The sequence below is a fragment of the Streptomyces griseicoloratus genome (genome assembly GCF_014534645.1).
Classification (GTDB): domain Bacteria; phylum Actinomycetota; class Actinomycetes; order Streptomycetales; family Streptomycetaceae; genus Streptomyces; species Streptomyces griseicoloratus.
Window position 1 is genome coordinate 1 of record NZ_JACVQF010000176.1, and the last position, 23,897, is coordinate 23,897.

The 23,897-nt window shown below is 72.5% G+C and carries 25 protein-coding genes and 1 pseudogene; 12 read left to right on the forward strand and 14 right to left on the reverse strand.

The genetic code is table 11. The annotated features are described in order from the left end of the window. Together H0H10_RS08635 and H0H10_RS08640 are read left to right on the forward strand one after the other, a co-directional pair. Positions 1-287 (forward strand): annotated as a pseudogene (locus tag H0H10_RS08635) (DEAD/DEAH box helicase); the annotation flags it as partial. A 151-nt stretch (positions 288-438) separates the two neighbouring features. Next, the gene (locus H0H10_RS08640; RefSeq protein ID WP_188180272.1) at positions 439-1,326 is read left to right on the forward strand and encodes an alpha/beta fold hydrolase; all 888 of its coding nucleotides are present in this window, start codon (positions 439-441) and stop codon (positions 1,324-1,326) included. Here the strand turns inward: H0H10_RS08640 and H0H10_RS08645 are convergent. Continuing rightward, a complete protein-coding gene (locus tag H0H10_RS08645; RefSeq protein WP_188180273.1) occupies positions 1,323-2,219 on the reverse strand; it encodes an NYN domain-containing protein in 897 nt (298 codons plus the stop codon). The two genes, H0H10_RS08640 and H0H10_RS08645, sit on opposite strands and share 4 nt — an antisense overlap. Before the next feature lie 237 nt (positions 2,220-2,456). Here H0H10_RS08645 and H0H10_RS08650 point away from each other — a divergent pair, with 237 nt between their 5' ends. Further along, a complete protein-coding gene (locus tag H0H10_RS08650; protein WP_129801357.1) occupies positions 2,457-2,609 on the forward strand; it encodes a DUF8834 family protein in 153 nt (50 codons plus the stop codon). 74 nt (positions 2,610-2,683) lie between these two features. Here the strand turns inward: H0H10_RS08650 and H0H10_RS08655 are convergent, their stop codons facing one another. From H0H10_RS08655 to H0H10_RS08665, 3 genes are all read right to left on the reverse strand, one after another. After that, positions 2,684-3,289: a MarC family protein gene (locus H0H10_RS08655; protein WP_188180274.1), complete on the reverse strand. Its 606-nt coding sequence runs from the start codon at positions 3,287-3,289 to the stop codon at positions 2,684-2,686. A 99-nt stretch (positions 3,290-3,388) separates the two neighbouring features. After that, on the reverse strand, positions 3,389-4,246 hold the full coding sequence (locus tag H0H10_RS08660; RefSeq protein ID WP_188180314.1) for a PHP domain-containing protein: 858 nt from the start codon (positions 4,244-4,246) through the stop codon (positions 3,389-3,391). Positions 4,247-4,443: 197 nt separating this feature from the next. Beyond that, positions 4,444-5,085: a DUF6758 family protein gene (locus H0H10_RS08665; protein ID WP_188180275.1), complete on the reverse strand. Its 642-nt coding sequence runs from the start codon at positions 5,083-5,085 to the stop codon at positions 4,444-4,446. A gap of 170 nt (positions 5,086-5,255) precedes the next feature. Between H0H10_RS08665 and H0H10_RS08670 the strand changes: the two genes are divergently transcribed. Continuing rightward, the gene (locus tag H0H10_RS08670) at positions 5,256-6,479 is read left to right on the forward strand and encodes an MFS transporter (RefSeq protein WP_188180276.1); all 1,224 of its coding nucleotides are present in this window, start codon (positions 5,256-5,258) and stop codon (positions 6,477-6,479) included. Between the two features lie 43 nt (positions 6,480-6,522). On the opposite strand, the gene H0H10_RS08675 is transcribed toward H0H10_RS08670, so the two are convergent. Further along, positions 6,523-7,119 (reverse strand): suppressor of fused domain protein, encoded by a 597-nt coding sequence (locus H0H10_RS08675; RefSeq protein ID WP_188180277.1) that lies wholly within the window; start codon positions 7,117-7,119, stop codon positions 6,523-6,525. A gap of 517 nt (positions 7,120-7,636) precedes the next feature. Here H0H10_RS08675 and H0H10_RS08680 point away from each other — a divergent pair. Together H0H10_RS08680 and H0H10_RS08685 are read left to right on the forward strand one after the other, a co-directional pair. Further along, positions 7,637-8,752, forward strand: a complete 1,116-nt coding sequence (locus H0H10_RS08680; RefSeq protein WP_188180278.1) for a magnesium and cobalt transport protein CorA — start codon at positions 7,637-7,639, stop codon at positions 8,750-8,752. Between the two features lie 23 nt (positions 8,753-8,775). After that, positions 8,776-9,288 (forward strand): hypothetical protein, encoded by a 513-nt coding sequence (locus tag H0H10_RS08685; RefSeq protein WP_188180279.1) that lies wholly within the window; start codon positions 8,776-8,778, stop codon positions 9,286-9,288. A gap of 10 nt (positions 9,289-9,298) precedes the next feature. Here H0H10_RS08685 and H0H10_RS08690 read toward each other — a convergent pair whose 3' ends face one another. Further along, positions 9,299-10,036, reverse strand: coding sequence for a hypothetical protein (locus H0H10_RS08690; protein WP_188180280.1), 738 nt, complete (start codon positions 10,034-10,036; stop codon positions 9,299-9,301). Between the two features lie 211 nt (positions 10,037-10,247). On the opposite strand from H0H10_RS08690, the gene H0H10_RS08695 reads away from it, so the two are divergent. The 3 genes from H0H10_RS08695 to H0H10_RS08705 are packed head-to-tail and all read left to right on the forward strand — an operon-like array spanning position 10,248 to position 13,319. Next, positions 10,248-11,549: a magnesium transporter MgtE N-terminal domain-containing protein gene (locus H0H10_RS08695; RefSeq protein ID WP_188180281.1), complete on the forward strand. Its 1,302-nt coding sequence runs from the start codon at positions 10,248-10,250 to the stop codon at positions 11,547-11,549. Then, entirely contained in the window at positions 11,539-12,141 is a 603-nt protein-coding gene (locus H0H10_RS08700) for a DUF1003 domain-containing protein (RefSeq protein ID WP_188180282.1), read from the forward strand. The genes H0H10_RS08695 and H0H10_RS08700 overlap by 11 nt, the downstream gene beginning before the upstream one ends. A gap of 44 nt (positions 12,142-12,185) precedes the next feature. Then, the gene (locus H0H10_RS08705; protein WP_188180283.1) at positions 12,186-13,319 is read left to right on the forward strand and encodes an Mrp/NBP35 family ATP-binding protein; all 1,134 of its coding nucleotides are present in this window, start codon (positions 12,186-12,188) and stop codon (positions 13,317-13,319) included. Positions 13,320-13,400: 81 nt separating this feature from the next. On the opposite strand, the gene H0H10_RS08710 is transcribed toward H0H10_RS08705, so the two are convergent. From H0H10_RS08710 to sigE, 5 genes are all read right to left on the reverse strand, one after another. Then, entirely contained in the window at positions 13,401-14,072 is a 672-nt protein-coding gene (locus H0H10_RS08710; RefSeq protein ID WP_188180284.1) for a hypothetical protein, read from the reverse strand. 242 nt (positions 14,073-14,314) lie between these two features. After that, the gene (locus tag H0H10_RS08715) at positions 14,315-14,788 is read right to left on the reverse strand and encodes a sec-independent translocase (RefSeq protein WP_188180285.1); all 474 of its coding nucleotides are present in this window, start codon (positions 14,786-14,788) and stop codon (positions 14,315-14,317) included. A 148-nt stretch (positions 14,789-14,936) separates the two neighbouring features. Then, complete coding sequence (locus H0H10_RS08720; protein ID WP_188180286.1) at positions 14,937-16,904, reverse strand: S1C family serine protease; 1,968 nt, start codon at positions 16,902-16,904, stop codon at positions 14,937-14,939. A 134-nt stretch (positions 16,905-17,038) separates the two neighbouring features. Then, positions 17,039-18,043 (reverse strand): anti-sigma factor family protein, encoded by a 1,005-nt coding sequence (locus H0H10_RS08725; RefSeq protein ID WP_188180287.1) that lies wholly within the window; start codon positions 18,041-18,043, stop codon positions 17,039-17,041. Further along, a complete protein-coding gene (gene sigE, locus H0H10_RS08730; protein ID WP_188180288.1) occupies positions 18,040-18,711 on the reverse strand; it encodes an RNA polymerase sigma factor SigE in 672 nt (223 codons plus the stop codon). The genes H0H10_RS08725 and sigE overlap by 4 nt, the downstream gene beginning before the upstream one ends. A gap of 266 nt (positions 18,712-18,977) precedes the next feature. On the opposite strand from sigE, the gene H0H10_RS08735 reads away from it, so the two are divergent. Beyond that, positions 18,978-19,676, forward strand: coding sequence for an O-methyltransferase (locus H0H10_RS08735; protein WP_309141752.1), 699 nt, complete (start codon positions 18,978-18,980; stop codon positions 19,674-19,676). A 72-nt stretch (positions 19,677-19,748) separates the two neighbouring features. On the opposite strand, the gene H0H10_RS08740 is transcribed toward H0H10_RS08735, so the two are convergent. Next, a complete protein-coding gene (locus H0H10_RS08740) occupies positions 19,749-19,916 on the reverse strand; it encodes a DUF3117 domain-containing protein (RefSeq protein WP_003966491.1) in 168 nt (55 codons plus the stop codon). 369 nt (positions 19,917-20,285) lie between these two features. Between H0H10_RS08740 and chcB the strand changes: the two genes are divergently transcribed. Next, entirely contained in the window at positions 20,286-21,095 is an 810-nt protein-coding gene (gene chcB, locus H0H10_RS08745; protein WP_507227368.1) for a 2-cyclohexenylcarbonyl CoA isomerase, read from the forward strand. A 485-nt stretch (positions 21,096-21,580) separates the two neighbouring features. Here the strand turns inward: chcB and H0H10_RS08750 are convergent, their stop codons facing one another. After that, positions 21,581-22,171: a DNA-3-methyladenine glycosylase I gene (locus H0H10_RS08750; RefSeq protein WP_188180290.1), complete on the reverse strand. Its 591-nt coding sequence runs from the start codon at positions 22,169-22,171 to the stop codon at positions 21,581-21,583. Next, positions 22,168-22,524 (reverse strand): DivIVA domain-containing protein, encoded by a 357-nt coding sequence (locus H0H10_RS08755; protein ID WP_188180316.1) that lies wholly within the window; start codon positions 22,522-22,524, stop codon positions 22,168-22,170. Before H0H10_RS08755 ends, H0H10_RS08750 begins: the two co-directional genes overlap by 4 nt. Before the next feature lie 126 nt (positions 22,525-22,650). Between H0H10_RS08755 and folP the strand changes: the two genes are divergently transcribed. Beyond that, entirely contained in the window at positions 22,651-23,511 is an 861-nt protein-coding gene (gene folP, locus H0H10_RS08760) for a dihydropteroate synthase (RefSeq protein ID WP_188180317.1), read from the forward strand. The last annotated feature ends 386 nt before the right edge of the window (positions 23,512-23,897 follow it).

Consider the following 23,897-nt stretch of genomic DNA (forward strand, 5'->3'; position numbering starts at 1 on the left):
CCGTCGCCAAGGCCGAGACGGCCGCCGACACCGCCGAAGGCACCGAGGCCAAGCCCCGCCGCCGCACCCGCAAGGCCGCCGAGCCCACCGAGGCCACCGCCGACATCCCGGCGCAGGCCACGCAGGAGCCGGAGGCCGCGCCCAGGCGACGGACCCGTAAGGCCACGGCGGCCGCCGAGGTGACCGGGGAGGCCGCCGACGCGGCCGAGGCGAAGCCCAGGGCTCGCCGCACCCGCAAGGCCGCGGCCGCCGCGCCGCAGTCCGCGGCGGAGTCCGCCGAGGGCTGATCCCGGCCTGCTCCGACCGGCACCGACCGGCACCTTGAGGTGCCGCCGACCCGCCCGCCGGCCCGGTCCCACCCCGTGTGGGACCGGGCCGGCGGCGTTGTCACGGGCCCGGCCGCCCGGCGGATCCCGCCGCGCCCGATAGCCTCTGCCCGTGAGCACGAACGCCTCCTTCACCCCGCCCCCCGACGCACGCGCGTACCGGCTGCGCACCGCGCGCGGCGAGTTCGCCGTCGTGGACTCGCCCGCGGCCGACGGTGCCGAGCCGAAGGGGGTCGCGCTGCTGCTGCCCGGGTTCACGGGGAGCAAGGAGGACTTCACGCTGCTGCATGAGCCGCTCGCGGCGCGCGGGTACCGGACCGTCGCCGTGGACGGCCGGGGGCAGTACGAGTCCGACGGCCCGCAGGACGACGAGTCCGTCTACGCGCAGGCGGAGCTGGCCCGGGACGTGCTCGCGCAGACGGCGGCCCTCGGTGAGCCCGTGCACCTGCTCGGACACTCGCTCGGCGGTCAGATCGCCCGCGCCGCCGTGCTGCTGGACAGCTCCCCCTTCGTCTCCCTCACGCTGATGTCCTCGGGCCCGGCGCAGATCTCCGTCTCCCAGCAGCAGCGCGTGAAACTGCTGCGGGAGGCACTCGACACGATGACGATGGCGGAGGTCTGGGAGGTCATGCAGACCATGGGCCCGCCCGAGGAGGTCGGCGGCCCCACGCGCGGCCTCGGCGACCAGGAGCGGCTGCGGCAGCGCTGGCTGGGCACCACGCCCGCCCAACTGCGGGCCACCGGCTGTCAGTTGTGCACGGAGCCGGACCGGGTCACCGAACTCGCCGCCGTGCCGCTGCCGTTCCACGTGGTCTCCGGCGCCTACGACGACACCTGGCCCGTGCCCCTCCTGGACGAGATGGCCGTACGGCTGGGCGCGCACCGTACGGTCGTCATGGGCGCCGAGCACTCCCCCAACACGGACCGGCCGCTGCCGACCGCCCGTGCCCTCGCCGACTTCTGGGACGGCGTCCCCGGCCGGCCCGACGCGGCCGGCTAGTACTGCGCCTGCAGGTGCTCCCAGAAGCCGTCCCGCAGCGCCCGCCGCAGGTCGGCCTGGCCGCGCAGCGAGTACTGCAGCAGGCCCTCGGCCTCCACGAGCAGGTCCTGGTCCACCGAGCCGGGAAGGTAGGGGTGGCCGGGAAGCAGTTCCACCAGCGACTGCCGGCCCCGGGAGGCCAGCCACTTCGCCGCGATCTGGGCACCGACGAAACGGACGTCCTCGCGGCCCGGCCGGGCCACGCCGGTCGTCTCGTGGGCGTGAGCCGTGCGCCGGGAGACGTACGGCTTGAAGAATTCCAGGTCGAAGGTGCGCTGGCTGTCGACCTCCCAGAGCAGCGGGTCGGCCTGGTTGCGGCCCTCCGGTGCCTCTACGCCCCACAGGTGGACGCGGGCGCCGTAGCCCTGGGCCGCCTCGACCGCCGACACCAGGTCCTCGTCACCGCCGAGCAGCGCGGCGTCGCTGATGGCGCGGTGCCGGGCCAGTGACTCCAGGTCGGTCCTGATCAGGGAGTCGACGCCCTTCTGCTGGTTGTTGGCGTTGAGGTTGCCGAGGCGGACCTTGACGTCCGGCAGCTCGGCGATGGACTGCTGCTCCGCGGTGTGGATGCGGCGCCGGGCGCCGTCGTACCAGTAGACCCGCAGCAGCCGGCTGTCCGCGAAGATGGAGCGGGCCCTGTCGATGAGCGCCTCGATCAGCCCCTCGGCGTCCAGGTCGAAGGCCCGGCGGTCCTCGGTCCCGGCGACCAGCCGGCCCGCCGCCGCGTAGAGGTACCCGGCGTCCACGAAGATCGCATGGGTCGAGGGCGTCTTCGCCACCTCGGCGAGCATGCGCTGCAGGAGTTCGTTGACGCGGTCGATGCGGGCGTTCACGGACGCGAGGTCGTCGTTCATCACCTCCATTGTCCCGGCGGTCACGCTGTGAACACAACCGGTCCCGTTCAGTCCTGTATGGATACACCAGAGGAAACTTACCGGTTAGTAATTAGTCGTTCGAAAAATTTCTTTAGCGTAGGGAATGTTTGTAACACGCAGGTCGTTGACTACTCATGGAACACGGGACACCGACGGCCCGTGGCCATCCATCAAGTAGTTCTCCTCAGGAGGATGACCAGACGAAGGGAGAAGCCCATGCGCTTCGAAATCATGCGACTCGACGACGTCGACGGCACGCCCGTGGACACCACCGTCGTGGACGCCGCCTCCGTCAACCGTATCGTTCAGCAGGCCGCCGCCATCGGGCAGCGGCTGTGGATCCGCCCGGCCGACACCTCGGCCTCGTAACCGCGGAGCCCTCTACATACGCTTGAGAGCCCCCGTACGCAACCGGAGAAACCGGTGACGTACGGGGGCTCTGCTCATGCGCCCTGGATCACCTGGGTGACGCCGTTGATGATCTGCTGAACGGCGATCGCGGAGAGCATCATGCCCGCGAGCCGGGTCACCAGGACCACGCCGCCGTCCTTGATGACCCGGATGATCAGCAGCGAGTACCGCATCACGAGCCACAGCACCACGTGGATGGCGAGGATCGCCGACCACACGGACACCTGTGTGGTCACGCTGTCGGCCTTCTGCACGGCCAGGATGACCGAGACGATCGCGCCCGGGCCGGCGAGCAGCGGCATGCCCAGCGGGACGAGCGCGACGTTGACGTCCTTGGTCTGCTTCGGCTCGTCGGTCTTGCCGGTGAGCAGGTCCAGTGCGATCAGCAGGAGCAGCAGACCACCCGCGATCATCAGCGCGGGCACGGACACGTGCAGGTAGTTCAGGATCTGGTGGCCGAGCACACCGAAAACGGTGATCACACCGCCGGCGACGCAGACCGCCTGGAAGGCCATCCGGCGCTGCACCTTGGCGGGCCGGCCGGCGGTCAGGGCGAGGAAGATCGGAGTGATCCCAGGGGGATCCATGATGACAAAAAGGGTCAGAAACAGAGAGCCGAAGACGGCGATGTCGAACATGGGTGAGCTACTGGCCTTGCGGGAGGTACGAAAGTGAACGGGCGGGGAGCCGCCCCCGGGCAGGGAGCCGCGCCCCAGGCGGGGCGGAGCGGGGGCGCCTCAGGCTCCGCCGGCCCCCGGCACGGGGAAGGCCCCGAACGCGCGACGCGTGATCTCCCCGTACACCTCGGGGTCCGTCGTGTACTCGCCGAGCACACAGGTCTTCCGGCTGCCGTGGTAGTCGCTGGAACCGGTCACCAGGAGGTCCAGCTCCCCGGCGATCCCCCGCAGCCGCGTCCGCGTGTCCGCGTCGTGGTCCATGTGGTCGACCTCGATGCCGTCGAGTCCGGCGGCGGCCAGCTCGGCGATCGTGGACTCCGGCACCGTACGGCCCCGCTTGACGGCGGCCGGATGCGCGAACACCGCGACTCCGCCGGCGCCCTTGATCAGCCGGATGGCCTCGAAGGGGTCGGTCTCGTGCTTCTCCACGTAGGCCCGGCCGCCGTCGGCCAGCCAGTCCTTGGTGAAGGCGTCACCCACGGTGGGCACGACGTCGAGTTCGACGAGGGCCGAGGCCACGTGCGGACGCCCGACCGATCCGTCGCCCGCGATCCGCGCGACCTGCTCCCAGGTGACGGGCACGCCCAGCGCGTTGAGCTTCTCGATCATCCCCCTGGCCCGCGGCACGCGGTCGTCGCGGACCAGCTCCCGCTCGGCGAGCAACGCCGGCTCCTCGGGATCGAAGAGGTAGGCCAGCATGTGCATGCTGACACCGTCGATCCGGCAGGACAGCTCGGCGCCGGTGACCAGCGTGAGTCCCTCGGGCAGCGCGGCGACGGCCTCGGCGTGCCCGCGGGTGGTGTCGTGGTCGGTCAGCGCGACGACGTCCAGTCCGGCCGCGGCGGCCTTGCGCACCAGCTCGGCCGGGGTGTCCGTGCCGTCGGACGCGGTGGAGTGGGTGTGCAGATCGATGCGCACGACGCTGACTCCAGGCATGACGGGACGGACGGGGACGCTCAAGGATAACCGGAATCCCGGCCCTGCCTGTCACACCCGCACAGGCCCTGCGCCCCCTACGCCCGCCCAGACCCCGGCCGACGGACCGCCTCGCACCGGCCCGGACCCCGGCCGGCGAACCACCTCGCGCCCGCCGCAGCCCCCGGCCGGCGGACGCCCTACGGCTGGATCAGCCGCGGCGACAGCGCCCCGCACGGCACGAGGTCCACCTCGGCGCCCGCGTCCCGCAGGTCGGTCAGCACCAGCTCGTCGTACATGAGCATCCCCGTCTGCTCGGGCCAGACGACGGCCCACAGCCACATCCCGAACGCCTCCCCCGCGAAGACCGCGCGGTCGACGGGGGCGCCGGAGACGTGCCAGAGCGGGGTGGGCCGGCCGGCGGCCAGGACCTTGGCCTGGGGCGGCTTCTCGACGTCCATGTACGGCCCCGGGTCGGGGGCGTCGATGCCCGCGTACCGCGCGCCGAGGCCCACGCCGAGCTCCTCGGCCACCAGGATCAGCTCGCCGACACCGCCGAGCGGGCCGGGCCCGGAGCACGCCACGGCCGTGGCCCGGCCGCCGCTGCGGTCGTCACCCGCGCAGGCCACGCCGGTGAACAGCCAGCCCACCGGCAGCGGCCACGGCATCCAGACCGGCACCTGCGTCCGGTGCACCACGACACCGAGCGCCTCGACGCTGGGCGGTATCACAGGCTGCAGCGGATACACGGTGCCGTGCACATCGCACTGCCAGGAATCGGCGAAGAGGCCGGGAGCCCTGACCCGGCCACCACACTTCGGGCAACTGGGTTCGCCCCTCATAGGGCCCCACGGTCCTACCCCTTCTGCGCCACGTCAAGGACGATCACCCATCCGGGCGGAGCGGCTGACCAGCGGGAACTAGATGTATGTTGCAGTAATTAGCTCAGCTAACTTACTATGTGCATATACCAACCATCTGTCAGCCATCTCCGCCGGGATTGGAGAAACGCATGGACCCCTTCGATGCGGGGGCGGGCGGCATCCTGCGACAGCCCAAGGCCGTGTGGGCGACCGCCGGCGCGTCCGTGGTCGCCTTCATGGGCATCGGGCTCGTCGACCCGATCCTGCCGTCCATCGCCAAGGGCCTGGACGCGAGCGCGAGCCAGGTCTCCCTGCTCTTCACCTCGTACTTCCTCATCACCGCGGTGGCGATGCTGGTCACCGGCTTCGTCTCCAGCCGCATCGGCGGGCGCAAGACCCTGCTGCTCGGTCTCGCCTTCGTCGTGGTCTTCGCGGGCCTGGCGGGCACCTCCGGCACCGTCGGCCAGCTCGTCGGCTACCGGGCCGGCTGGGGCCTGGGCAACGCGCTGTTCGTCTCCACGGCGCTGGCGGTCATCGTCGGCGCGGCGGCCGGCGGCAGCGCCGCGGCCATCCTGCTGTACGAGTCCGCCCTCGGCCTCGGCATGGCCTGCGGACCGCTGCTGGGCGCACTGCTCGGCGACGCCAGCTGGCGCTACCCGTTCTTCGGCACCGCCTTCCTGATGGCGGTCGGCTTCCTGTGCATCACGGCGTTCCTCAAGGAGCAGCCGAAGCCGGCCCGCAAGACCTCGCTGCTGGACCCGGTCAGGGCGCTCGGCCACGGTGGCCTGGCCTCGGCGGCGGTCTCGGCGTTCTTCTACAACTACACGTTCTTCACCGTGCTGGCCTTCACGCCGTTCGTGCTGAACATGACCCCGTACAAGTCGGGCGCCGTGTTCTTCGCCTGGGGCGTGCTGCTCGCCGTCTTCTCGGTGATCGTGGCACCGCGGATGCAGGCGCGGTTCGGCTCCCTGAAGGTGCTCGGCGGTTCGCTGGTGCTGCTCGCGGCCGACGTGCTGGTGCTCGGCTACGGCGACCACACCACCGCGATCGTCTGCACGATCCTGTCCGGTGCCTTCATCGGCGTGAACAACACCGTCTACACGGAGCTGGCGCTCGGGGTCTCCGACGCGCCCCGTCCGGTGGCGAGCGCGGGCTACAACTTCGTGCGCTGGTTCGCGGCGGCGGCCGCCCCCTACTTCGCGCCGAAGATCGAGGAGTGGACCGACATCCACATCCCCTTCGTCGTCGCCGCGGTCACCGCGGTGCTGGGCGCGGCGGTGGTCGTCGTACGGCGCCGGGCGCTCACGCACGAGGCGGAGGAGCTGGAGCCGAGGCACGCCACCGAGGACGGGGTGTCGGCGTTCGCCAACTGACACCCCGGAGGCCGACGTTGGTGATATCCGTCACGTCCGGGGCTCAGTCGAGCGGCACGGACCTGCGGGACGGGTCCCGCAGGTCCGTGCCGTGCGTCAGCCAGCGCTCCTGGAGCGCCGGGGCGCCGTGCACCCGCTTCCAGGCGGCCTCGTTCGCCGTCATGGGAAGCAGCGGCAGGAACCGTACGGGGTCCAGCGGCGCGTCGAGTTCAAGGTCCTCGACCAGCCCGCCCGGCTCGGCGACCAGGACCGAGGTGAACGGGGCGCCGGGCCACAGCGGTTCACCGACGTCCAGGGACGCCCCGGGGGCCACGACGACACCCTCCACCTGCGGGGACGCGGCGAGCACGGCGAGCGGACGGAGCACCTTGTCGGTGTCGGCGAGGCCGGCGCGGACGGAGAGGACCAGCTCGGCGCGGGGGCCCTTGACCGGGTCGGCCAGTACCGCCGTCGGGTCCGCCATGGGCTGCGCGGACATGCCGAGCGTGGCGTAGCGGACGATGTCGCCCTCCGGGCCGCCGCCGCGGAAGCGCAGCACCTCGATGCGGTCGGTGCCGAGGAAGGTGACCGCGGCGCGCGCGTCCGGTTCGCCCAGCGCGCTGCGCAACCGGGCCTCGACGAGAGGGAGAACATCAGCCATGCGGCGAGCATAGAACTCGTCAGTACCCGGCAAAGCGGCACCTTGACACGCCGGTCGGCTGATACTCTGGATCGGCGGTTCGGGGCAGCACGCAGAAGCGTCTGGATCAGGCCCCGACGCTACGAACACTCCCCTACGGGGAACCCCTGTAAACAGGGGAATGGATCGTCCCTCACGAGGGACCGGCCGGAGGAGGTGGGGCTGTCATGGACCGAAGTCGACCGTGCAGTATTACCCGCTCTTCCGGCCGCTGATGCAGCTGCTCCGGCTCTGCCTGCTGCCGCCTCCCATCGCCTGCGCGCCTTCACACGGAAGAGCACTTCGTTCTCGTACTGCCTGATCTGCCTGATCGCCTCGTCCGCATCAGCAGCTGAATCAGCAGCGAAACCCGCCACCGCGACGGTGCGGTGCTCCCCGCTTTGTGGACGCGCCAAACACGCGTAGCCAGGACGTCCTCATTCCGGGTAGTTCCACCCGTCGCCGGCGCCGTTCGCTGCACGTCGCGAAGGAGCCTGCCATGTCGATGATCCGTGACCTGCGCGCCGCGGTCCGCCCGTCCCGCGTCTCACTGCGCAAGGACGGGGGCACCTACGACACCACCCGCGACCCGGCGACCGCCTCCGCCGTCGTCGACTGCGCCGTCTACCGGGACGGCCGCCGCATCGAGACCGACGCCCCGCTGAGCCCGCACGAGGCCATGCGTCAGGTGCGCCGTGACGGCGGCTTCGTGTGGATCGGACTGCACGAACCCACCGAGGGCGAATTCGCCGGTATCGCCCGCGAGTTCGGGCTGCACCCGCTGGCCGTGGAGGACGCCGTCCAGGCCCACCAGCGGCCCAAGCTGGAGCGCTACGACGACTCCCTGTTCACGGTCTTCAAGACCGTCCACTACGTCGAGCACGCCGAGCTGACCGCCAACAGCGAGGTCGTCGAGACCGGCGAGGTCATGTGCTTCACCGGGCGGGACTTCTTCATCACCGTCCGGCACGGCGGGCAGGGCTCGCTGCGCGCGCTGCGCCACCGCCTCCAGGACGACCCCGAACTGCTGGTCAAGGGCCCCTCGGCGGTGCTGCACGCCATCGCGGACCACGTGGTGGACGGCTACATCGCGGTCGCCGACGCCGTGCAGGACGACATCGACGAGGTCGAGACGGAGGTGTTCTCGCCGGGCCGCAAGGGCACCCCGCGGGGCACGGACGCCGGCCGCATCTACCAACTCAAGCGCGAGGTCCTGGAGTTCAAGCGGGCGGTGTCGCCGCTGCTGCGGCCCATGCAGCTGCTCAGCGAGCGGCCGATGCGGCTGATCGACCCGGAGATCCAGAAGTACTTCCGGGACGTCGCCGACCACGTGGCCCGGGTCCAGGAGCAGGTCATCGGCTTCGACGAGCTGCTGAACTCCATCCTCCAGGCCAACCTCGCCCAGGCGTCCGTCGCGCAGAACGAGGACATGCGCAAGATCACCTCGTGGGCCGCCATCATCGCCGTGCCGACGATGGTGTGCGGGGTGTACGGCATGAACTTCGACCACATGCCCGAACTGCGCTGGAAGTACGGGTACCCGCTGGTCATCGGCGTCACCGTGGCCATCTGCCTGGGCATCCACCGCACGCTCAAGCGCAACGGCTGGCTGTGAGCCGGCCTGGATAGGCTGGCCGTATGACACGCGAGCTGCTCGACCAGGCCCTCGTCGAGGAGGCCACGAAGAAGTCCGGCCTCATCTGGGTCAAGGGGCCCGGGGTCCCGGCGCGTGCCCTGTGGCACGTCTGGCACGAGGGCGCCGCCTGCGTCGTCGGCGACGGGCCGGGCGAGCAGCCGCTGCCGGGCCTGGCCGACGGGACCACGGCCGAGGTGACGGTGCGCAGCAAGGACAAGGGGGGCCGGCTGGTCTCCTGGACGGCGCGGGTCGTGGAGCTGCCGTCCGGATCGGAGGCGTGGCAGGCCGCGGTCGCCGACCTCAAGGGCAAGCGGCTGAACGCCCCGGACGGCGAGGCGATGACCGAGCGCTGGGCCCGCGAGTGCCGGGTGCTGCGCCTGGAGCCGACGGGGGCGACGGCGCCGCTGCCGGACGGTTCGCTGGCCGAGGCACCGCTGCCGACCCCGGCGACCACGCGCGAGCCGGTCCCGGCGGGGCTGCCGCGCCTGCTGCTCAAGCGGCGCCGGCGCCGGTAGCCGGGGCGCCCTACGACGTCGGCAGCTGCTTGCCGTAGTCCAGGGTCTCGCCCTTCGCCGGCTCCTTCAGCGGGAAGTCCTTGTTCCAGTCGGAGAAGCTGAGCGTGCCCGCGCTGCCCGCCCGCACCAGGCGCAGCGGGTACGCCGTGCCCTCCAGGGAGACGTCCAGCGAGCCGCCGGCGCCCTTGTCGCCGGTGATGCGGACGGTGCGGACGCCCGCCTGCTCGTGCCGGCCGTCGGCCTCCACCGTGCCGTGCAGGGTCAGCAGTCCGTCGAGCAGGACGTCCTTGTCGGTGAAGCCGCTGAACTTCTTGTACGCCGGGTCGCCCGGCGGCACCTTCACGTACTTGCCGGCGAGCTTGCCGGCGGCGGCCGCGTCGCCGCCGTCGTGGCTCCAGAACCCGGCGTCGGCCTTGAGGAAGAGCTGTTCGCCGACCCTGAGCAGCCGGAACGTCGTCCCCTCGGCGTCGACCGACCCGGTGCCGCCGTCGGCCTTGAGCTGCATGTCGAGTGTGTACGTGCTCCCGCCGGCGGCCACGGTCCCGTGCAGGCGCACCGCCTGCGCGGACTCGGCGGCCGTCCGGGCCTTGGCCTGGATCTTGTCCGGCGGGAGTTTCCCGACCCCGTTGGTGCCCGCGTCCGGGTCCTCGCCACCGCATCCCGTCAGCCCCGTCCCCGCCACGGCCAGGGCGCACACCGCGCCCACCAGAGCGGCCCTGCGGGTTCGGCGCCGGGGAGTCGCAGTCACAGGTGGGGCTGCCTTTCTGACGGAGGTCCAAAGCGGCGTACCGCAGCGTACCGGGGCCGTGGACGGCGGGCGGAGCCAGTCCGTCCGGACCGGCCGTCCGGGCGGACGCCTTCGGGACGGGCTAGCCTGAAGGCCATCCGAGCGGGCAATTCGGAAAAGAGACACCGTACGAAACACGCCTTCCGAACCATGACGAAAAGGAGCCGCGGCCATGGCAGCGGGCGCCCCCCGGATCTTCGTCTCGCACCTCGCCGGCATCGCCGTCTTCGACCCGGCCGGCGACCAGGTGGGGCGTGTCCGCGATCTGGTCGTCATGCTCCGTGTCGGCAGCAAGCCCCCGCGGCTGCTCGGCCTGGTCGTCGAGCTGGCCACCCGCCGCCGGATCTTCCTGCCCATGACGCGGGTCACCGGCATCGAGTCCGGGCAGGTCATCACCACCGGCGTGCTCAACGTCCGGCGGTTCCAGCAGCGGCCCACCGAGCGTCTCGTCTTCGGCGAGCTGCTCGACCGGCGGGTCAGGCTGGTCGAGACGGGCGAGGAGGTCACCGTCCTCGATCTGGCCGTGCAGCAGTTGCCGGCCCGCCGGGACTGGGAGATCGACCGCGTGTTCGTCCGCAAGGGCCGCAAGGGCGGCGCCTTCCGCCGCAGCAAGGGCGAGACACTGACCGTGGAGTGGTCCGGCGTCACCGGCTTCTCGCTGGAGGAGCAGGGACAGGGCGCCGAGACCCTGCTCGCCACCTTCGAGCAGCTGAGGCCCGTCGACCTCGCCAACGTCCTGCACCACCTGACCGCCAAGCGCCGCGCCGAGGTCGCCGCCGCCCTCGACGACGACCGCCTCGCCGACGTACTGGAGGAGCTGCCCGAGGACGACCAGATCGAGATCCTCGGCAAGCTGGCCGAGGAGCGCGCCGCCGACGTCCTGGAGGCCATGGACCCCGACGACGCCGCCGACCTGCTCGGCGAGCTGCCGGAGGCGGACAAGGAACGGCTGCTGAGCCTGATGAAGCCGTCCGACGCGGCCGACATGCGGCGGCTGATGGCGTACGAGGAGCACACGGCGGGCGGTCTGATGACGACCGAGCCGATCGTGCTGCGGCCCGACGCGACCGTCGCGGACGCCCTCGCCCGCATCCGGAACCCCGACCTGTCGCCGGCCCACGCGGCCCAGATCTACGTCTGCCGCCCGCCGGAGGAGACCCCGACCGGCAAGTACCTGGGCACGGTCCACTTCCAGCGCCTGCTGCGCGACCCCCCGTACACCCTGGTCGGCTCGATCCTCGACGACGCCCTGCAGCCCCTGGACCCGGACGCCGCCCTGCCCGTGGTCGCCGGGTTCTTCGCCGCCTACGACATGGTCGCGGCGCCCGTCGTCGACGAGTCCGGGTCGCTGCTGGGCGCGATCACCGTGGACGACGTACTGGACCACATGCTGCCCGACGACTGGCGGGAGACCGAATACCACCTCGACGAGACGGCCGGGACGGCCGAGGAGGTGCGTGCCGATGGCACCTGAGCGTGACACGGCGACCCGCGAGCGGGTGGCGTCCGGGGCCACGGCGGCCACCCGTCTCCGCGGTGCCCGCCTGGACCAGCCCCGCCCGCCGCGCCGCCGGTTCCTGCCCGAGTGGGACCCGGACGCCTTCGGACGGCTGTCGGAGCGGATCGCCCGCTTCATCGGCACCGGGCGCTTCCTCGTCTGGATGACGGTCGTCATCATCGTCTGGGTGCTGTGGAACGTGTCCGTCCCCCGTGACCTGCGGTTCGACGAGTACCCGTTCATCTTCCTGACGCTGGCACTGTCCCTCCAGGCCTCCTACGCGGCCCCGCTGATCCTGCTCGCGCAGAACCGGCAGGACGACCGCGACCGGGTCAACCTGGAGCAGGACCGCAAGCAGAACGAGCGGTCGATCGCCGACACCGAGTACCTGACCCGCGAGATCGCCGCCCTGCGCATCGGGCTCGGGGAGGTCGCGACGAGGGACTGGATCCGCTCCGAACTGCAGGACGCGATCAAGGAGCTGGAGGAGCGGCAGAACGGCCACCGTCCCGTCCACGGTGTATTCCCAGCAGATCGTTCCGCGGGGCGTGACGTACACGACCGCTGACGGGGCTTTCCGAGCCCGGTGGGCGGCGCCGTACCATCGTCTCTATGGCTACGGAAGACGCGGTGCGCGAAGCACTGGCGACGGTGAACGACCCCGAGATCAACCGGCCCATCACCGAGCTCGGGATGGTCAAATCGGTGGAGATCGGCGCGGACGGAGCGGTCGCGGTCACCGTCTACCTGACGGTCTCGGGCTGCCCCATGCGGGACACCATCACGCAGCGCGTGACCGAGGCGGTCTCCCGGGTCGACGGCGTCACCCGCGTCGACGTCACGCTGGACGTCATGAGCGACGAGCAGCGCCGCGAGCTGGCCTCCGCCCTGCGCGGCGGCCAGGCCGAGCGCGAGGTCCCCTTCGCCAAGCCGGGCAACCTCACCCGCGTCTACGCGGTCGCCTCCGGCAAGGGCGGCGTCGGCAAGTCCTCGGTGACGGTCAACCTGGCGGCGGCGATGGCGGCCGACGGCCTGAAGGTCGGTGTCGTCGACGCCGACATCTACGGCCACTCCGTGCCGCGCATGCTGGGCGCCGACGGGCGTCCCACCCAGGTCGAGAACATGATCATGCCGCCTTCCGCCAACGGGGTGAAGGTCATCTCCATCGGCATGTTCACCCCGGGCAACGCCCCGGTCGTCTGGCGCGGCCCGATGCTGCACCGCGCCCTCCAGCAGTTCCTGGCGGACGTGTACTGGGGCGACCTGGACGTCCTGCTGCTCGACCTGCCGCCCGGCACGGGCGACATCGCCATCTCCGTGGCCCAGTTGGTCCCGAACGCCGAGATCCTGGTCGTGACGACGCCTCAGCAGGCGGCGGCCGAGGTGGCCGAGCGGGCGGGTGCCATCGCCGTCCAGACCCACCAGAAGATCGTCGGCGTGGTCGAGAACATGTCCGGCCTGCCCTGCCCGCACTGCGGCGAGATGGTCGACGTCTTCGGCACGGGCGGCGGCCAGTTGGTCGCCGACGGCCTCACCCGCACGACCGGTGCCTCGGTCCCGGTCCTCGGCTCCATCCCGATCGACGTCCGCCTGCGCGAGGGCGGCGACGAGGGCAAGCCGGTCGTCCTGACCGACCCGGACTCCCCGGCGGGCGCGGCCCTGCGGTCCATCGCGGGCAAGCTGGGCGGGCGCCAGCGCGGCCTGTCGGGCCTGTCGCTGGGCATCACGCCGCGCAACAAGTTCTGAGCCGCCGCACGGAACCGGGGCGCTGTCCCAGCGGACGGCGCCCCGCGTCGTACGACGGCCGGACATCGAGGCGTACGACGGCTAGTCGTACGCCTCGATGTCCTTGACCACGGCGAAGCCCAGTCCGTACGCGCTCATGCCCCGGCCGTACGCGCCCAGATGGACGCCCTGCTCGGTGGAGCCGGCGAGCACCCAGCCGAACTCGGACTCCCGGTAGTGGAAGGACGTCGGCACGCCGTCCACGGGGAGCGACAGCGTCGACCAGTCCTCCCCGTCGAGGTCGTCGGCGAGGACCCACGCGGTCTCGGTCTGCTGCTCCAGCCAGTCGTCGCGCAGGGAGTGGTCCATCTGGCCGGGCCAGGTGAAGGACAGCAGCCCCACCCCGGCGAGCCAGGCCGCCGACGACACCGACGTCGCCTCCAGCACGCCCGTGCCGTCCGCGCTGCGCCGTACGGGATTGGCCGCGACGGTCACGACGACGGCGAACTTCTCCTTGGCGTCCTGCTCGTCGCCCGCCACGTGCTCGTTGCGCACGGACGGTTCGTCACCGTGCCCCACCGAGCCGTGTTCCACGGCCCCGTCGGCCGCCGTGCCGACCTGCATCAGCCAGCGCCGTCCCGTGAACGCCTCGTCGAGGCCGTACCACGGGAAGGGCGCACGCAGGTAGCCGTCGACCGCGCGCCGTGCGGAGAGGGCCTGTTGTCCGCCCTCCGCGGCCGACGCCTGCGCGACTGCCCGACTCGTCGTCTCCATGTGCCCGGACGCCTCCTCGCTCTCGTCGGACCGGAACGGCCCGCCCCCCTTCGGGCGTACTCGTCCGGTCCGCGCAACAACTCGGCAGCATAGCCACCCCGCTACGGGCAGCACGGAAAGCGCCCGGCGCGTGGGTCGCACCGGCGTCGCGTTCGGGCCGTGCGCGACCGGGCCGGAGTATGAAACGCGTCACGTACGACGACGGGGCGGCCGCCCCGTCGCGACGGCACCCCGGGCCGGGCTCAGGTGGCGTCCGCGTCGAAGGGCGGACGGTCGTCGTGAGCGGCGTTCTCGGACTTCTTGGACATGTCGGGCTTCTTGGACATGTCGACGCGACCGCCGGAGGAACCCGCCGAAGCCGTGGAACCGGAGGACGACGACGCCGACTCGGAGTCACGGCCGTGCACCGCGTCGGTGACCTCGGCCATCTCCTTCTTCAGGTCGAAGCCGTTGCGGATCTCCTTCAGCCCCAGCTCGTCGTTGTCCAGCTGCTTGCGGATGAAGGTCTTGGGGTTGAGGTCCTCGAACTCGAAGTCCTTGAACTCGGGTCCCAGCTCCTCCCGGATGTCCTGCTTGGCGCTCTCCGAGAACTCCCGGATCTTCCGGACCGTCCGCATCACGTCCTGGATGACCTTGGGGAGCTTGTCCGGACCGAAGACGAGCACGGCGAGAACGACGAGAGTCACCAGCTCGAGTGGTCCTATGTCATTGAACACCTGAAGCTCCTTGGGATGTCCGGGCCGGATCCACGGTACCCGCCGATCCCGGCAGACCGGTACCGTCCCGTGACCTCCGAATGCGTGTATGCGGTCGCTTTCCGGACTGTTTGCCTTCCTGGTGCCTTGCGGGGGCCTGTACGTGCGGTCAGTCGCCGTCGGAGGAGCCCAGCACCAGTGAGACCTTCGTCTCCCGGCCGTCGCGCCGGAGTGTCAGTTCCAGCCGGTCGCCGGGGCGGTGGGAGCGGGTCTTGACGATGAGTTCCTCGCCGGAGTGCACGCGCTGCCCGTCGACCTCGGTGATCACGTCGCCCGCCCGGATGCCGGCCTGGTCGCCGGGGCCGCCCGCGGTGACCGCGGGGCCGCCGTCGCTGCCCTTGGTGCCGACGCGGGCGCCGTCTCCGGTGTAGTTCATGTCGAGCGTGATGCCGATGACCGGGTGGGTGGCCTTGCCCGTGCTGATCAGCTCCTCGGCGACGCGCTTGCCCTGGTTGATCGGGATGGCGAAGCCGAGGCCTATCGAGCCGGACTGGCCGCCCTCCGGCTCGGCGCCGCCGCCGTCGGCGGACCGGATCGCGGAGTTGATGCCGATGACCCGGCCACGGGAGTCGAGGAGCGGCCCGCCGGAGTTGCCGGGGTTGATGGGCGCGTCGGTCTGCAGCGCGTCGACGTAGCTCACGTCGCTGCCGTCGCCCTCCTCGCCGCCCGCCGTGATGGGCCGTTCCTTGGCGCTGATGATGCCGGAGGTGACCGTGCCCGCCAGGTCGAAGGGGGCGCCGATGGCGACGACGGGGTCGCCCACCTGCACGTTGTCGGAGTTGCCGAGGGGCATGGGGGTGAGGCCCCGCACGCCGCTCACCTTCACCACGGCGAGGTCGTACCCGCTGTCCCGGCCGACGACCGTGGCCTCGGCGGTGTCGCCGCTGTTGAAGGTGACGGATATCTCGCCGCCGCTTCCGGCGGGCTCCACGACGTGGTTGTTCGTCAGGATGTGGCCGCGGTCGTCGAGTACGAACCCGGTGCCGGTGCCGGCGGCGTCGCTGCCGCTGACGTGCAGTGTCACCACGCCGGGCAGGGCCCTGGCGGCGATCCCGGCGACGCTGTCCGGGGCCCGGCCGGCGGGCTCTTCGCCGGCCTGCGGCAGTTCGACCGTGCCCACGCCGCCGTTGCGCTCCAGGTACGCACCGACGGCGCCGCCGATGCCTCCGGAGACCAGGGCGATCAGCAGGGCGCCGCCGACGAGCACCTTCTTGGCCCGTCTGCGCCGCTGCTCCCGGGTGGCGACGGCCGCCCCGTTCTGCTGGAGGGGTTCGGCGGGGGCCGAAGCCGCCCAGGGGTCGTAGCGCCGCCAGGGGTCGGCGGGGGCGGGGGACGGTACGGCGTCGGCCGGAGGGGCGGCCACGGGGGCGCCGGGCTCCGATGGCATGGGCGCCGCCGCTGCCGGAGCGACGGGCGCGCCGGGTGCCGTCGCCGCGGGGGCTGCGGGGGCCGGGGGCATCGGGGGCACCTGAGCCGCCGGCGCGACCGTGCCGTGGGCCGGGGTCGCCGCCGGGTGCTGGACCGGCGGCGCGGGGGCCCAGGGGCCCGGCTCGCCGTAGGGCGGGGTGCCGTACGGGTCGGGGTCGTGCAGGGGCCGGGGACGCTCGTCGGCGGGAGCGGTGGGAGCGGCGGGCGGCTGGACGGACGCCGTCGCCGCGTCACCGGCAGCGGCACCGGCCGCCCCGGCGCCGTGGGCCACCCCTTCGGCACCGGTCTCGGCGCGCGTAACGGTCTCCGCGGGCGCAGCCGCCTCGGCGGGCGCAGCCGCCTCCACAGGCGGAGCCACCTCCGCAGGCGCAGCCACCTCCGCAGGCGCAGCGGTCTCCGCGGGCGCGGCCGTCTCCGCGGGTACAGCCGTCTGCGGTGCCGGGCGGTGCAGTTCGTAGTCGCCTTGGTGGTCGCTCTCGTCGGTTCCTCGGGCCGGTGCGGGGCGCTCCAGCTCGAAGTCGCCGTCGCCGTCGGCGGCGGACCGGGGGCGTTCCAACTCGAAGTCGCCGTCGGGCGCGTCCGCGTCCGCCGGTGCCGCTCCGCGCGGGCGACCCCACCACTTCGCCTTCGTGGGCTTCCCCTCGTTCATGTTCTCCCCACAGCTGGCCGCGGCACGGCTCGTCGGCGGTGACCGCAGATCGTCGACTCGAAAGGCTCCGGACGCGGGCCGGATTCAATCAGGGCGGATTCAATCAGGTTCGCGGGCCGACGCGCAGATCCCGGTCAGGATGCCGGGCGGGAGGAGGCGGTGGGAGACGCCGAGGTGGACGAAGCCGGGTCGGGGACGGGCACGGGTAGCAGGCCCGGCAGCCCGACCTCGGGGACCGACGACCAGGCGGTCAGGGCGAGCGGCGGCACGGCGTCGAGCGGACGTATCAGCGGGGACATGGCCGCGGCACCGGCCATCACGGGCGTCGTCAGCGCGCTCAGGGCGTGCTGCTCCCCGCTGCCCGCCCCGGAGGACTGCACCCCCGGCAGCAGCGGCGCCGAGACCACCGTCGGGGCCACCGGTGTGTCACCGAGCGACCGCTGGCCCTGGGCCTGTCCGAGGAGGGGCCCCGCCGAGCGGCGGCGCTGGGACTCGGGGACCGTGGTCGCTCCCGTGCCCTGGCTGCGCATCGGCGTGACGTTGCTGCCGGACCCGGAACCGCCGCGGGCCTCCGTGCTGGTGTCCGGAGCGCCAACGGTGACGCCGCCCAGTGCGATGGCGGCCAGCGACACCGCTCCGGCGGCGGCGAACGCGAACCTCAGTCCGCGCGAGGCCGACCGCTCCGAGTCGTGCCGCCCCACGTCATGGATCCGGAAGCCCCGGTTGGGTGAGGAGGGCTGGAGTACGGCGGAGTGCGGCCGGGCGGGGACGTAGCCGAACTCGAAGCGCTCGTCCCGCTTCGTCCCGAAGACTCCGGAGGCCCCGAACCGGCCGGGGAGTCCGTCGGAGAATGCCCCGCCGCCCAGCGGCGGGGCACCGTCGGTGTCACCTCCCCCGGGAAGCCCCTGGAGGCGGGCCAGGAAGCTCTCGGAGGGGGCGGGCGGGGCGGCTTCCGCGAAGACGCTCTTCAGCCGGCGCTGTGCGTCCACCTCCGCCTTGCACTTCGGACAGGTGGCCAGGTGCGCCAGTACGCGCTCCCGCGCGTCATGACCGAGCTCTCCGTCCACCAGGGCGGAGAGTCGGTCTCCCAGGTGCTGCTCTGCGAGGTGTCCCTCGGATTTCGGCCGTGACTCGCTCACGCGCTCGCGCCCCCTCCTCCCAGTGCGGGAACACGAGCCGCGAAGGAGCGGCGCTCGGCGCGCGCCTGGGGCGAGCGGTGCGCGAGGGCCTTGCGCAGCTGGGAGCGGCCGCGGTGGATGCGGGAGCGGACCGTGCCGAGCTTGACGCCGAGGGTCGCGGCGATCTCCTCGTACGACAGCCCCTCGATGTCGCACAGGACGACGGCGGCGCGGAACTCGGGCGCGAGGGTGTCCAGCGCCTGCTGGACGTCGGCGTCGAAGTGCGCGTCGTGGAAGACCTGCTGCGGGGTGGGCTCCTTGCTGGGCAGCCGCTCGGCCGCGTCCTCGCCGAGTGCGTCGAACCGGATGCGCTGCTTGCGGCGCACCATGTCCAGGAAGAGGTTGGTGGTGATGCGGTGCAGCCAGCCCTCGAAGGTCCCCGGCGTGTAGGTCGACAGGGAGCGGAAGACGCGGACGAAGACCTCCTGGGTGAGGTCCTCGGCGTCGTGCTGGTTGCCCGTGAGGCGGTAGGCGAGCCGGTACACCCGGCCGCTGTGCGTGCTGACGATCTCCTCCCAGGTGGGCGGAGTCCACGCCTGCCCGTCCGCGTCGGTGGAGAAGGTCGCGGTCTGGGCGCGGCCCGCGGCGGGGCCGTCGGCGGGGCTGTGGTCAGCAGCGGTGTCGTTCACGGATTTCGGCCTGGCCGCCGATCCGAGGAAGCGCCGGAGCACTCCTCCCCGATCCACGGGTGCGGCCGCACCTCCCCTGTCGGCTCTGGTGGTGTCCAGTGGAGCCCCTACCATAGCCACCTCGCCCGTTAGCTCCGGATAAGCGGTTTTACGAGAATTTGATCTGAGCTCGTACGACTGCGTCAGCAGTTGCTCGGCGTTCCTGTCCATCCGCTGCCCCCGTCGCAGCCACGGCCTCTCCATCACCTCTCCAAACGACCGGTCCCATCAGCGGGTTCCCGACGCCAACGGATACAGTCACGCCGAGGCAACGACGGGGACAGGAGAGGGTCATTACCGGCAACCGGCAGACGAGCTGGGCGTTCGCCGACGCCTATGTCGCCGAGGACGACGCGCTGCGCTGGGCGCGCGACCGGGCCCGTGAGGCGGGCCTGCGCTCGGTGACGCCCGGCACGGGCTCCGCGCTGGGACTGCTCGCCGCCGCCGTGGACGCCAAGGCGGTCGCGGAGATCGGCACCGGCTGCGGGGTCTCCGGGATCCATCTGCTGCAGGGCATGCGCCCGGACGGCGTGCTGACCACGGTCGACCCCGAGCCGGAGCACCAGCAGTTCGCCCGCCAGGCCTTCCGGGCCGCGGGCTTCGCCAGCAACCGGGCCCGCTTCATCCCGGGCCGCGCCCTGGACGTGCTGCCCCGGCTGGCGGACGCCGGCTACGACCTCGTCTTCTGCGACGGCGACCGGCTGGAGTACCCGGACTACCTCGCCGAATCGTTGCGCCTGCTGCGCCCCGGAGGGCTGGTCGTCTTCGAGGGCGTCTTCGCCGCCGGCCGGACGGTCGACTCCGGACCGCAGCCCACCGAGGTGCTGCGACTGCGGGAGCTGCTGCGGGCGGTGCGGGAGAGTCAGGAGCTGGTGCCGTCGCTGCTGCCGGCGGGCGACGGCCTGCTGTGCGCGGTGAAGCGGTAGCGCCCGTACAGCACAGTCGCCCCGGCACCGCGTGGGCACCGGGGCGACTGAACGGGTATGGTCGCTTGCGCGTCAGCCGACGACCTTCTTGAGGGCGTCGCCGAGCGCGTCGGCCTCGTCAGGGGTCAGCTCGACGACGAGTCGACCGCCGCCTTCGAGCGGAACGCGCATGACGATGCCCCGCCCCTCCTTGGTCACCTCGAGCGGGCCATCGCCCGTCCGCGGCTTCATGGCCGCCATGCTCGTTCCCCTTCCTGATACCAGCTCACCGTCAAAGCCGACGGCCCTTGAGGGCACGCGCGGTCCGGCATGGACGCACGACACCGGCATCGAACACATTGCTTCCCAGCCATTATCCCGCATGGCAGGACCCGATGACCAACATCGGTCGGCATCGCTTGGGCAACGCGCGCGAGCAAAACCACTCAATTCGGCGACGGAGCTGCGATACTTCGCGCCCGCACTCACTTCCGCCGAATGGCTATGGACCGGAACTCTTTGACGCAGGTCACATCTCCCGAGCGGTCCGCTGTCGGTGATCTCCGTCATGCTGTGCTGCAGACACGGGGCGTACCGCCGGGTACGTCCCCCAGCCGCGACACGGAGGGGATACCCATGGCCGACACCGTGCTCTACGAGGTGAGCGACGGGCTCGCGACGATCACGCTGAACCGCCCGGAGGCGATGAACGCGCTGAACACCGAGACCAAGGTCGCGCTCCGGGACGCGGTGCGGTCCGCGGCGACGGACGACGCCGTCCGGGCGGTGCTGCTGACCGCCGCCGGGGAGCGGGCGTTCTGCGTCGGCCAGGACCTGAAGGAGCACATCGGTCTGCTCGCCGCCGACCGGGAGACGGGCGCGGGGCGGACCATGAGCACGGTGCGCGAGCACTACAACCCGATCGTCCGGGCGCTGGCCGAGGCGCCCAAGCCGGTGGTCGCCGCCGTGAACGGGGTGGCGGCCGGGGCGGGGTTCGGGTTCGCGCTCGCGGCGGACTACCGGATCGTCGCGGACACGGCGTCCTTCAACACGTCGTTCGCCGGCGTCGCGCTGACCGCCGACTCGGGCATCTCCTGGACGCTGCCCCGCGTCGTCGGCCCGGGCCGCGCGGCGGACCTGCTGCTCTTCCCGCGCAGCATCGGCGCGCAGGAGGCGTACGAGCTGGGCATCGCGGGCCGGGTCGTGCCGGCCGCCGATCTGCGGGGCGAGGCGGAGCAGACGGCGCGGGCGCTGGCCCAGGGGCCGACGGTGGCGTACGCGGCGATCAAGGAGTCCGTGGCGTACGGGCTGACGCACCCCCTGTCCGAGACGCTGGAGAAGGAGGACGAGCTGCAGTCACGTGCGGGCTCCTCCGAGGACCACGCGATCGCGGTGCGGGCGTTCGTCGAAAAGGAGAAGCCCCGGTATTTGGGCCGGTGAGCACCGGCGCGGGCGGGCCTGGGGCCGAGGCCGCCGGAACCGGAGCCGAGCCCGGAGCCGGGGCTCCGGGCCGGTGAGTGCCGGCGCGGGCGGGCCCGGCGCCGAGGCCGAGGCCGGAACCGGGCCCGGAGCCCGGGCTCTGGGCCGGTGAGTGCCGACGCGGGCGGGCCCGGCGCCGAGGCCGAGGCCGGAACCGGGCCCGGAGCCCGGGCTCTGGGCCGGTGAGTGCCGACGCGGGCGGGCCCGGCGCCGGGGCCGGGGCCGGAGCCCGGTCCGGGGCTAGGGCCGGGCTCGGAGCCGGGGCTGAGGCCGGAGCGGGAGCCGAGGCCGAAGCAGGAGCCGAGGCCGAAGCAGGAGCCGAGGCTAGGGCCGGGTCCGGAGCCCGAGTCGGGGCCCAGGCCGGGGTCGGGGCCCGGGTCGGGCCCGGGTCGGGGCCGGAGCCCGGGTCGGGGTCGGGGTCGGAGCCCGGGTCGGGGTCGGGCGGGTCAGGTTTGGGGGCGTCGTGCCGCGCAGCCTGCCAGGTGGTCGTCGACCAGGCCGCACGCCTGCATCAGGGCGTATGCCGTCGTGGGGCCCACGAAGCGCAGGCCGCGCTTCTTCAGGGCCTTCGACAGAGCCGTGGACTCGGGAGTGACGGCCGGGACGTCGGCGAGGGTCTTGGGGACCGGACGTCCGGCCGGGTCCGGAGCGTGGGACCAGATCAGCTCGTCCAGCTCACCCGGGTCCCAGCCGGCCAGCACGCGCGCGTTGGCGAGGGTGGCGTCGATCTTGGCGCGGTTGCGGATGATGCCGGCGTCGGCGAGCAGGCGCTCGCGGTCCTCGTCGGTGAAGGCCGCCACCGAGGCGATCTTGAAGTCCGCGAAGGCGGCGCGGAAGCCGGGGCGGCGGCGCAGGATGGTGATCCAGGACAGCCCCGACTGGAAGGCCTCCAGGCTGAGGCGTTCGTACAGGGCGTCGTCGCCGTGGACCGGGCGGCCCCACTCCTCGTCGTGGTACGTCACGTAGTCGGCGGTGGACACGGCCCAGGGGCAGCGGAGCACGCCGTCCGGACCGGCCACGGGCTCTCCGGCGCTCACTTCTCCTCCTCCCGCTGCTCGGGCTTCTCCGTGGAGACGTGGCGGGCGGCGGAACGGGCGCCCGCCAGCGCGGACTCCAGGTCGGCGATGCGCGCGTCGCGCTCGGCGAGTTCGGCGCCGAGCCGGCCGAGGGCGTCGTCGACGTCCGCCATGCGGTAACCGCGGACGGTGAGCGGGAAGCGGAGGTTCTCCACGTCCGCGCGGCCCACCGGGCGGTCCGGGGGCAGGAAGTCCTGCAGCCGCTCCGGGGCGGCCTCGGGCAGCGGGGTGCTGTCGCCGCCGCCGACCACGGCGAGGGTCACCGCGGCGACCACGACGGCGAGCGCGACGACGAGGAACAGGAACATGACCATCGCTGGGGCCCCCATGGTCGGAGTCGGGTGTGTCGGTCCGATCGTGCCATGCGAGTCTGACAGTTAGGGTCGCAGGCGCCCGAAGAGCGGGACGTGAGCGGTACGTACGAGGAGAGGTCACAGGGGATGCTCAGGCTGGGCAGGCGCGAATTCGGGGCGCACGAGCCGGTGATCATGGCGATCGTGAACCGGACCCCGGACTCCTTCTACGACCAGGGGGCCACCTTCCGCGACGAACCGGCGCTCGCGCGCGTGGAGCAGGCGGTGGCGGAGGGGGCCGCGATCATCGACATCGGCGGGGTGAAGGCCGGGCCCGGCGAGGAGGTGACGGCCGAGGAGGAGGCGCGGCGGACGGTGGGGTTCGTCGCGGAGGTGCGGCGGCGGTTCCCGGACGTCGTGATCAGTGTGGACACCTGGCGCAGTGAGGTCGGCGAGGCCGTGTGCGAGGCCGGGGCGGACCTGCTGAACGACGCGTGGGGTGGCGTCGACCCCGGTCTCGCCGAGGTCGCGGGGCGGTACGGGGTGGGGCTGGTGTGCACGCACGCGGGCGGCGCGGAGCCGCGGACGCGGCCGCACCGGGTGACGTACGACGACGTCATGGCCGACATCCTGGGGGTGACGCTGGGGCTGGCCGAGCGGGCGGTGGCGCTGGGGGTGCCGCGGGAGTCGGTGCTGATCGATCCCGGGCACGACTTCGGGAAGAACACGCGGCACAGTCTGGAGGCGACACGGCGGCTCGGGGAGATGGTGGAGACCGGGTGGCCGGTGCTGGTGTCGCTGTCCAACAAGGACTTCGTCGGGGAGACGCTGGACAAGCCCGTGAAGGAGCGGGTGCTCGGGACGCTGGCGACGACGGCTGTGTCGGCGTGGCTGGGGGCTCAGGTGTACCGCGTGCACGAGGTGGCGGAGACGCGGCAGGTACTGGACATGGTGGCGTCGATCGCCGGCCACCGGGCGCCGGCGGTGGCGCGGCGGGGGTTGGCGTAGCCCCGGTGGGGCGGTGGGCGTTCCCCGGCGGGGCGAGCCGGTCGTAGCCCCGGCGGGGTGGGCAGGGTTTCCTCGCCCCCGCCGCCCCTACCCATTCCCTTCCCCAGGGGCTGCGCCCCTTCGACCCCACCAGGGGCGCAGCCCCTGGACCCCGGCGGGGACTGCGTCCCCTGCACCCCGCGGGGGCCGGCTCCCCTGACCGGGACTGCGTCCCTGCACCCCGCAGGGACCGGCTCCCCTGGCCCGGCGGCAACTGCGCCCCCTGTCCCGGTGGCATCGGCCCTCCTGCCCCCGCGGGCACTGGACACCCGGCACCCAGCAGGGTCGGCACCACCTGCACCCCAGTGGGGACGGCGTCACCCTACGGAGACTGGTCCCTGCGCCAC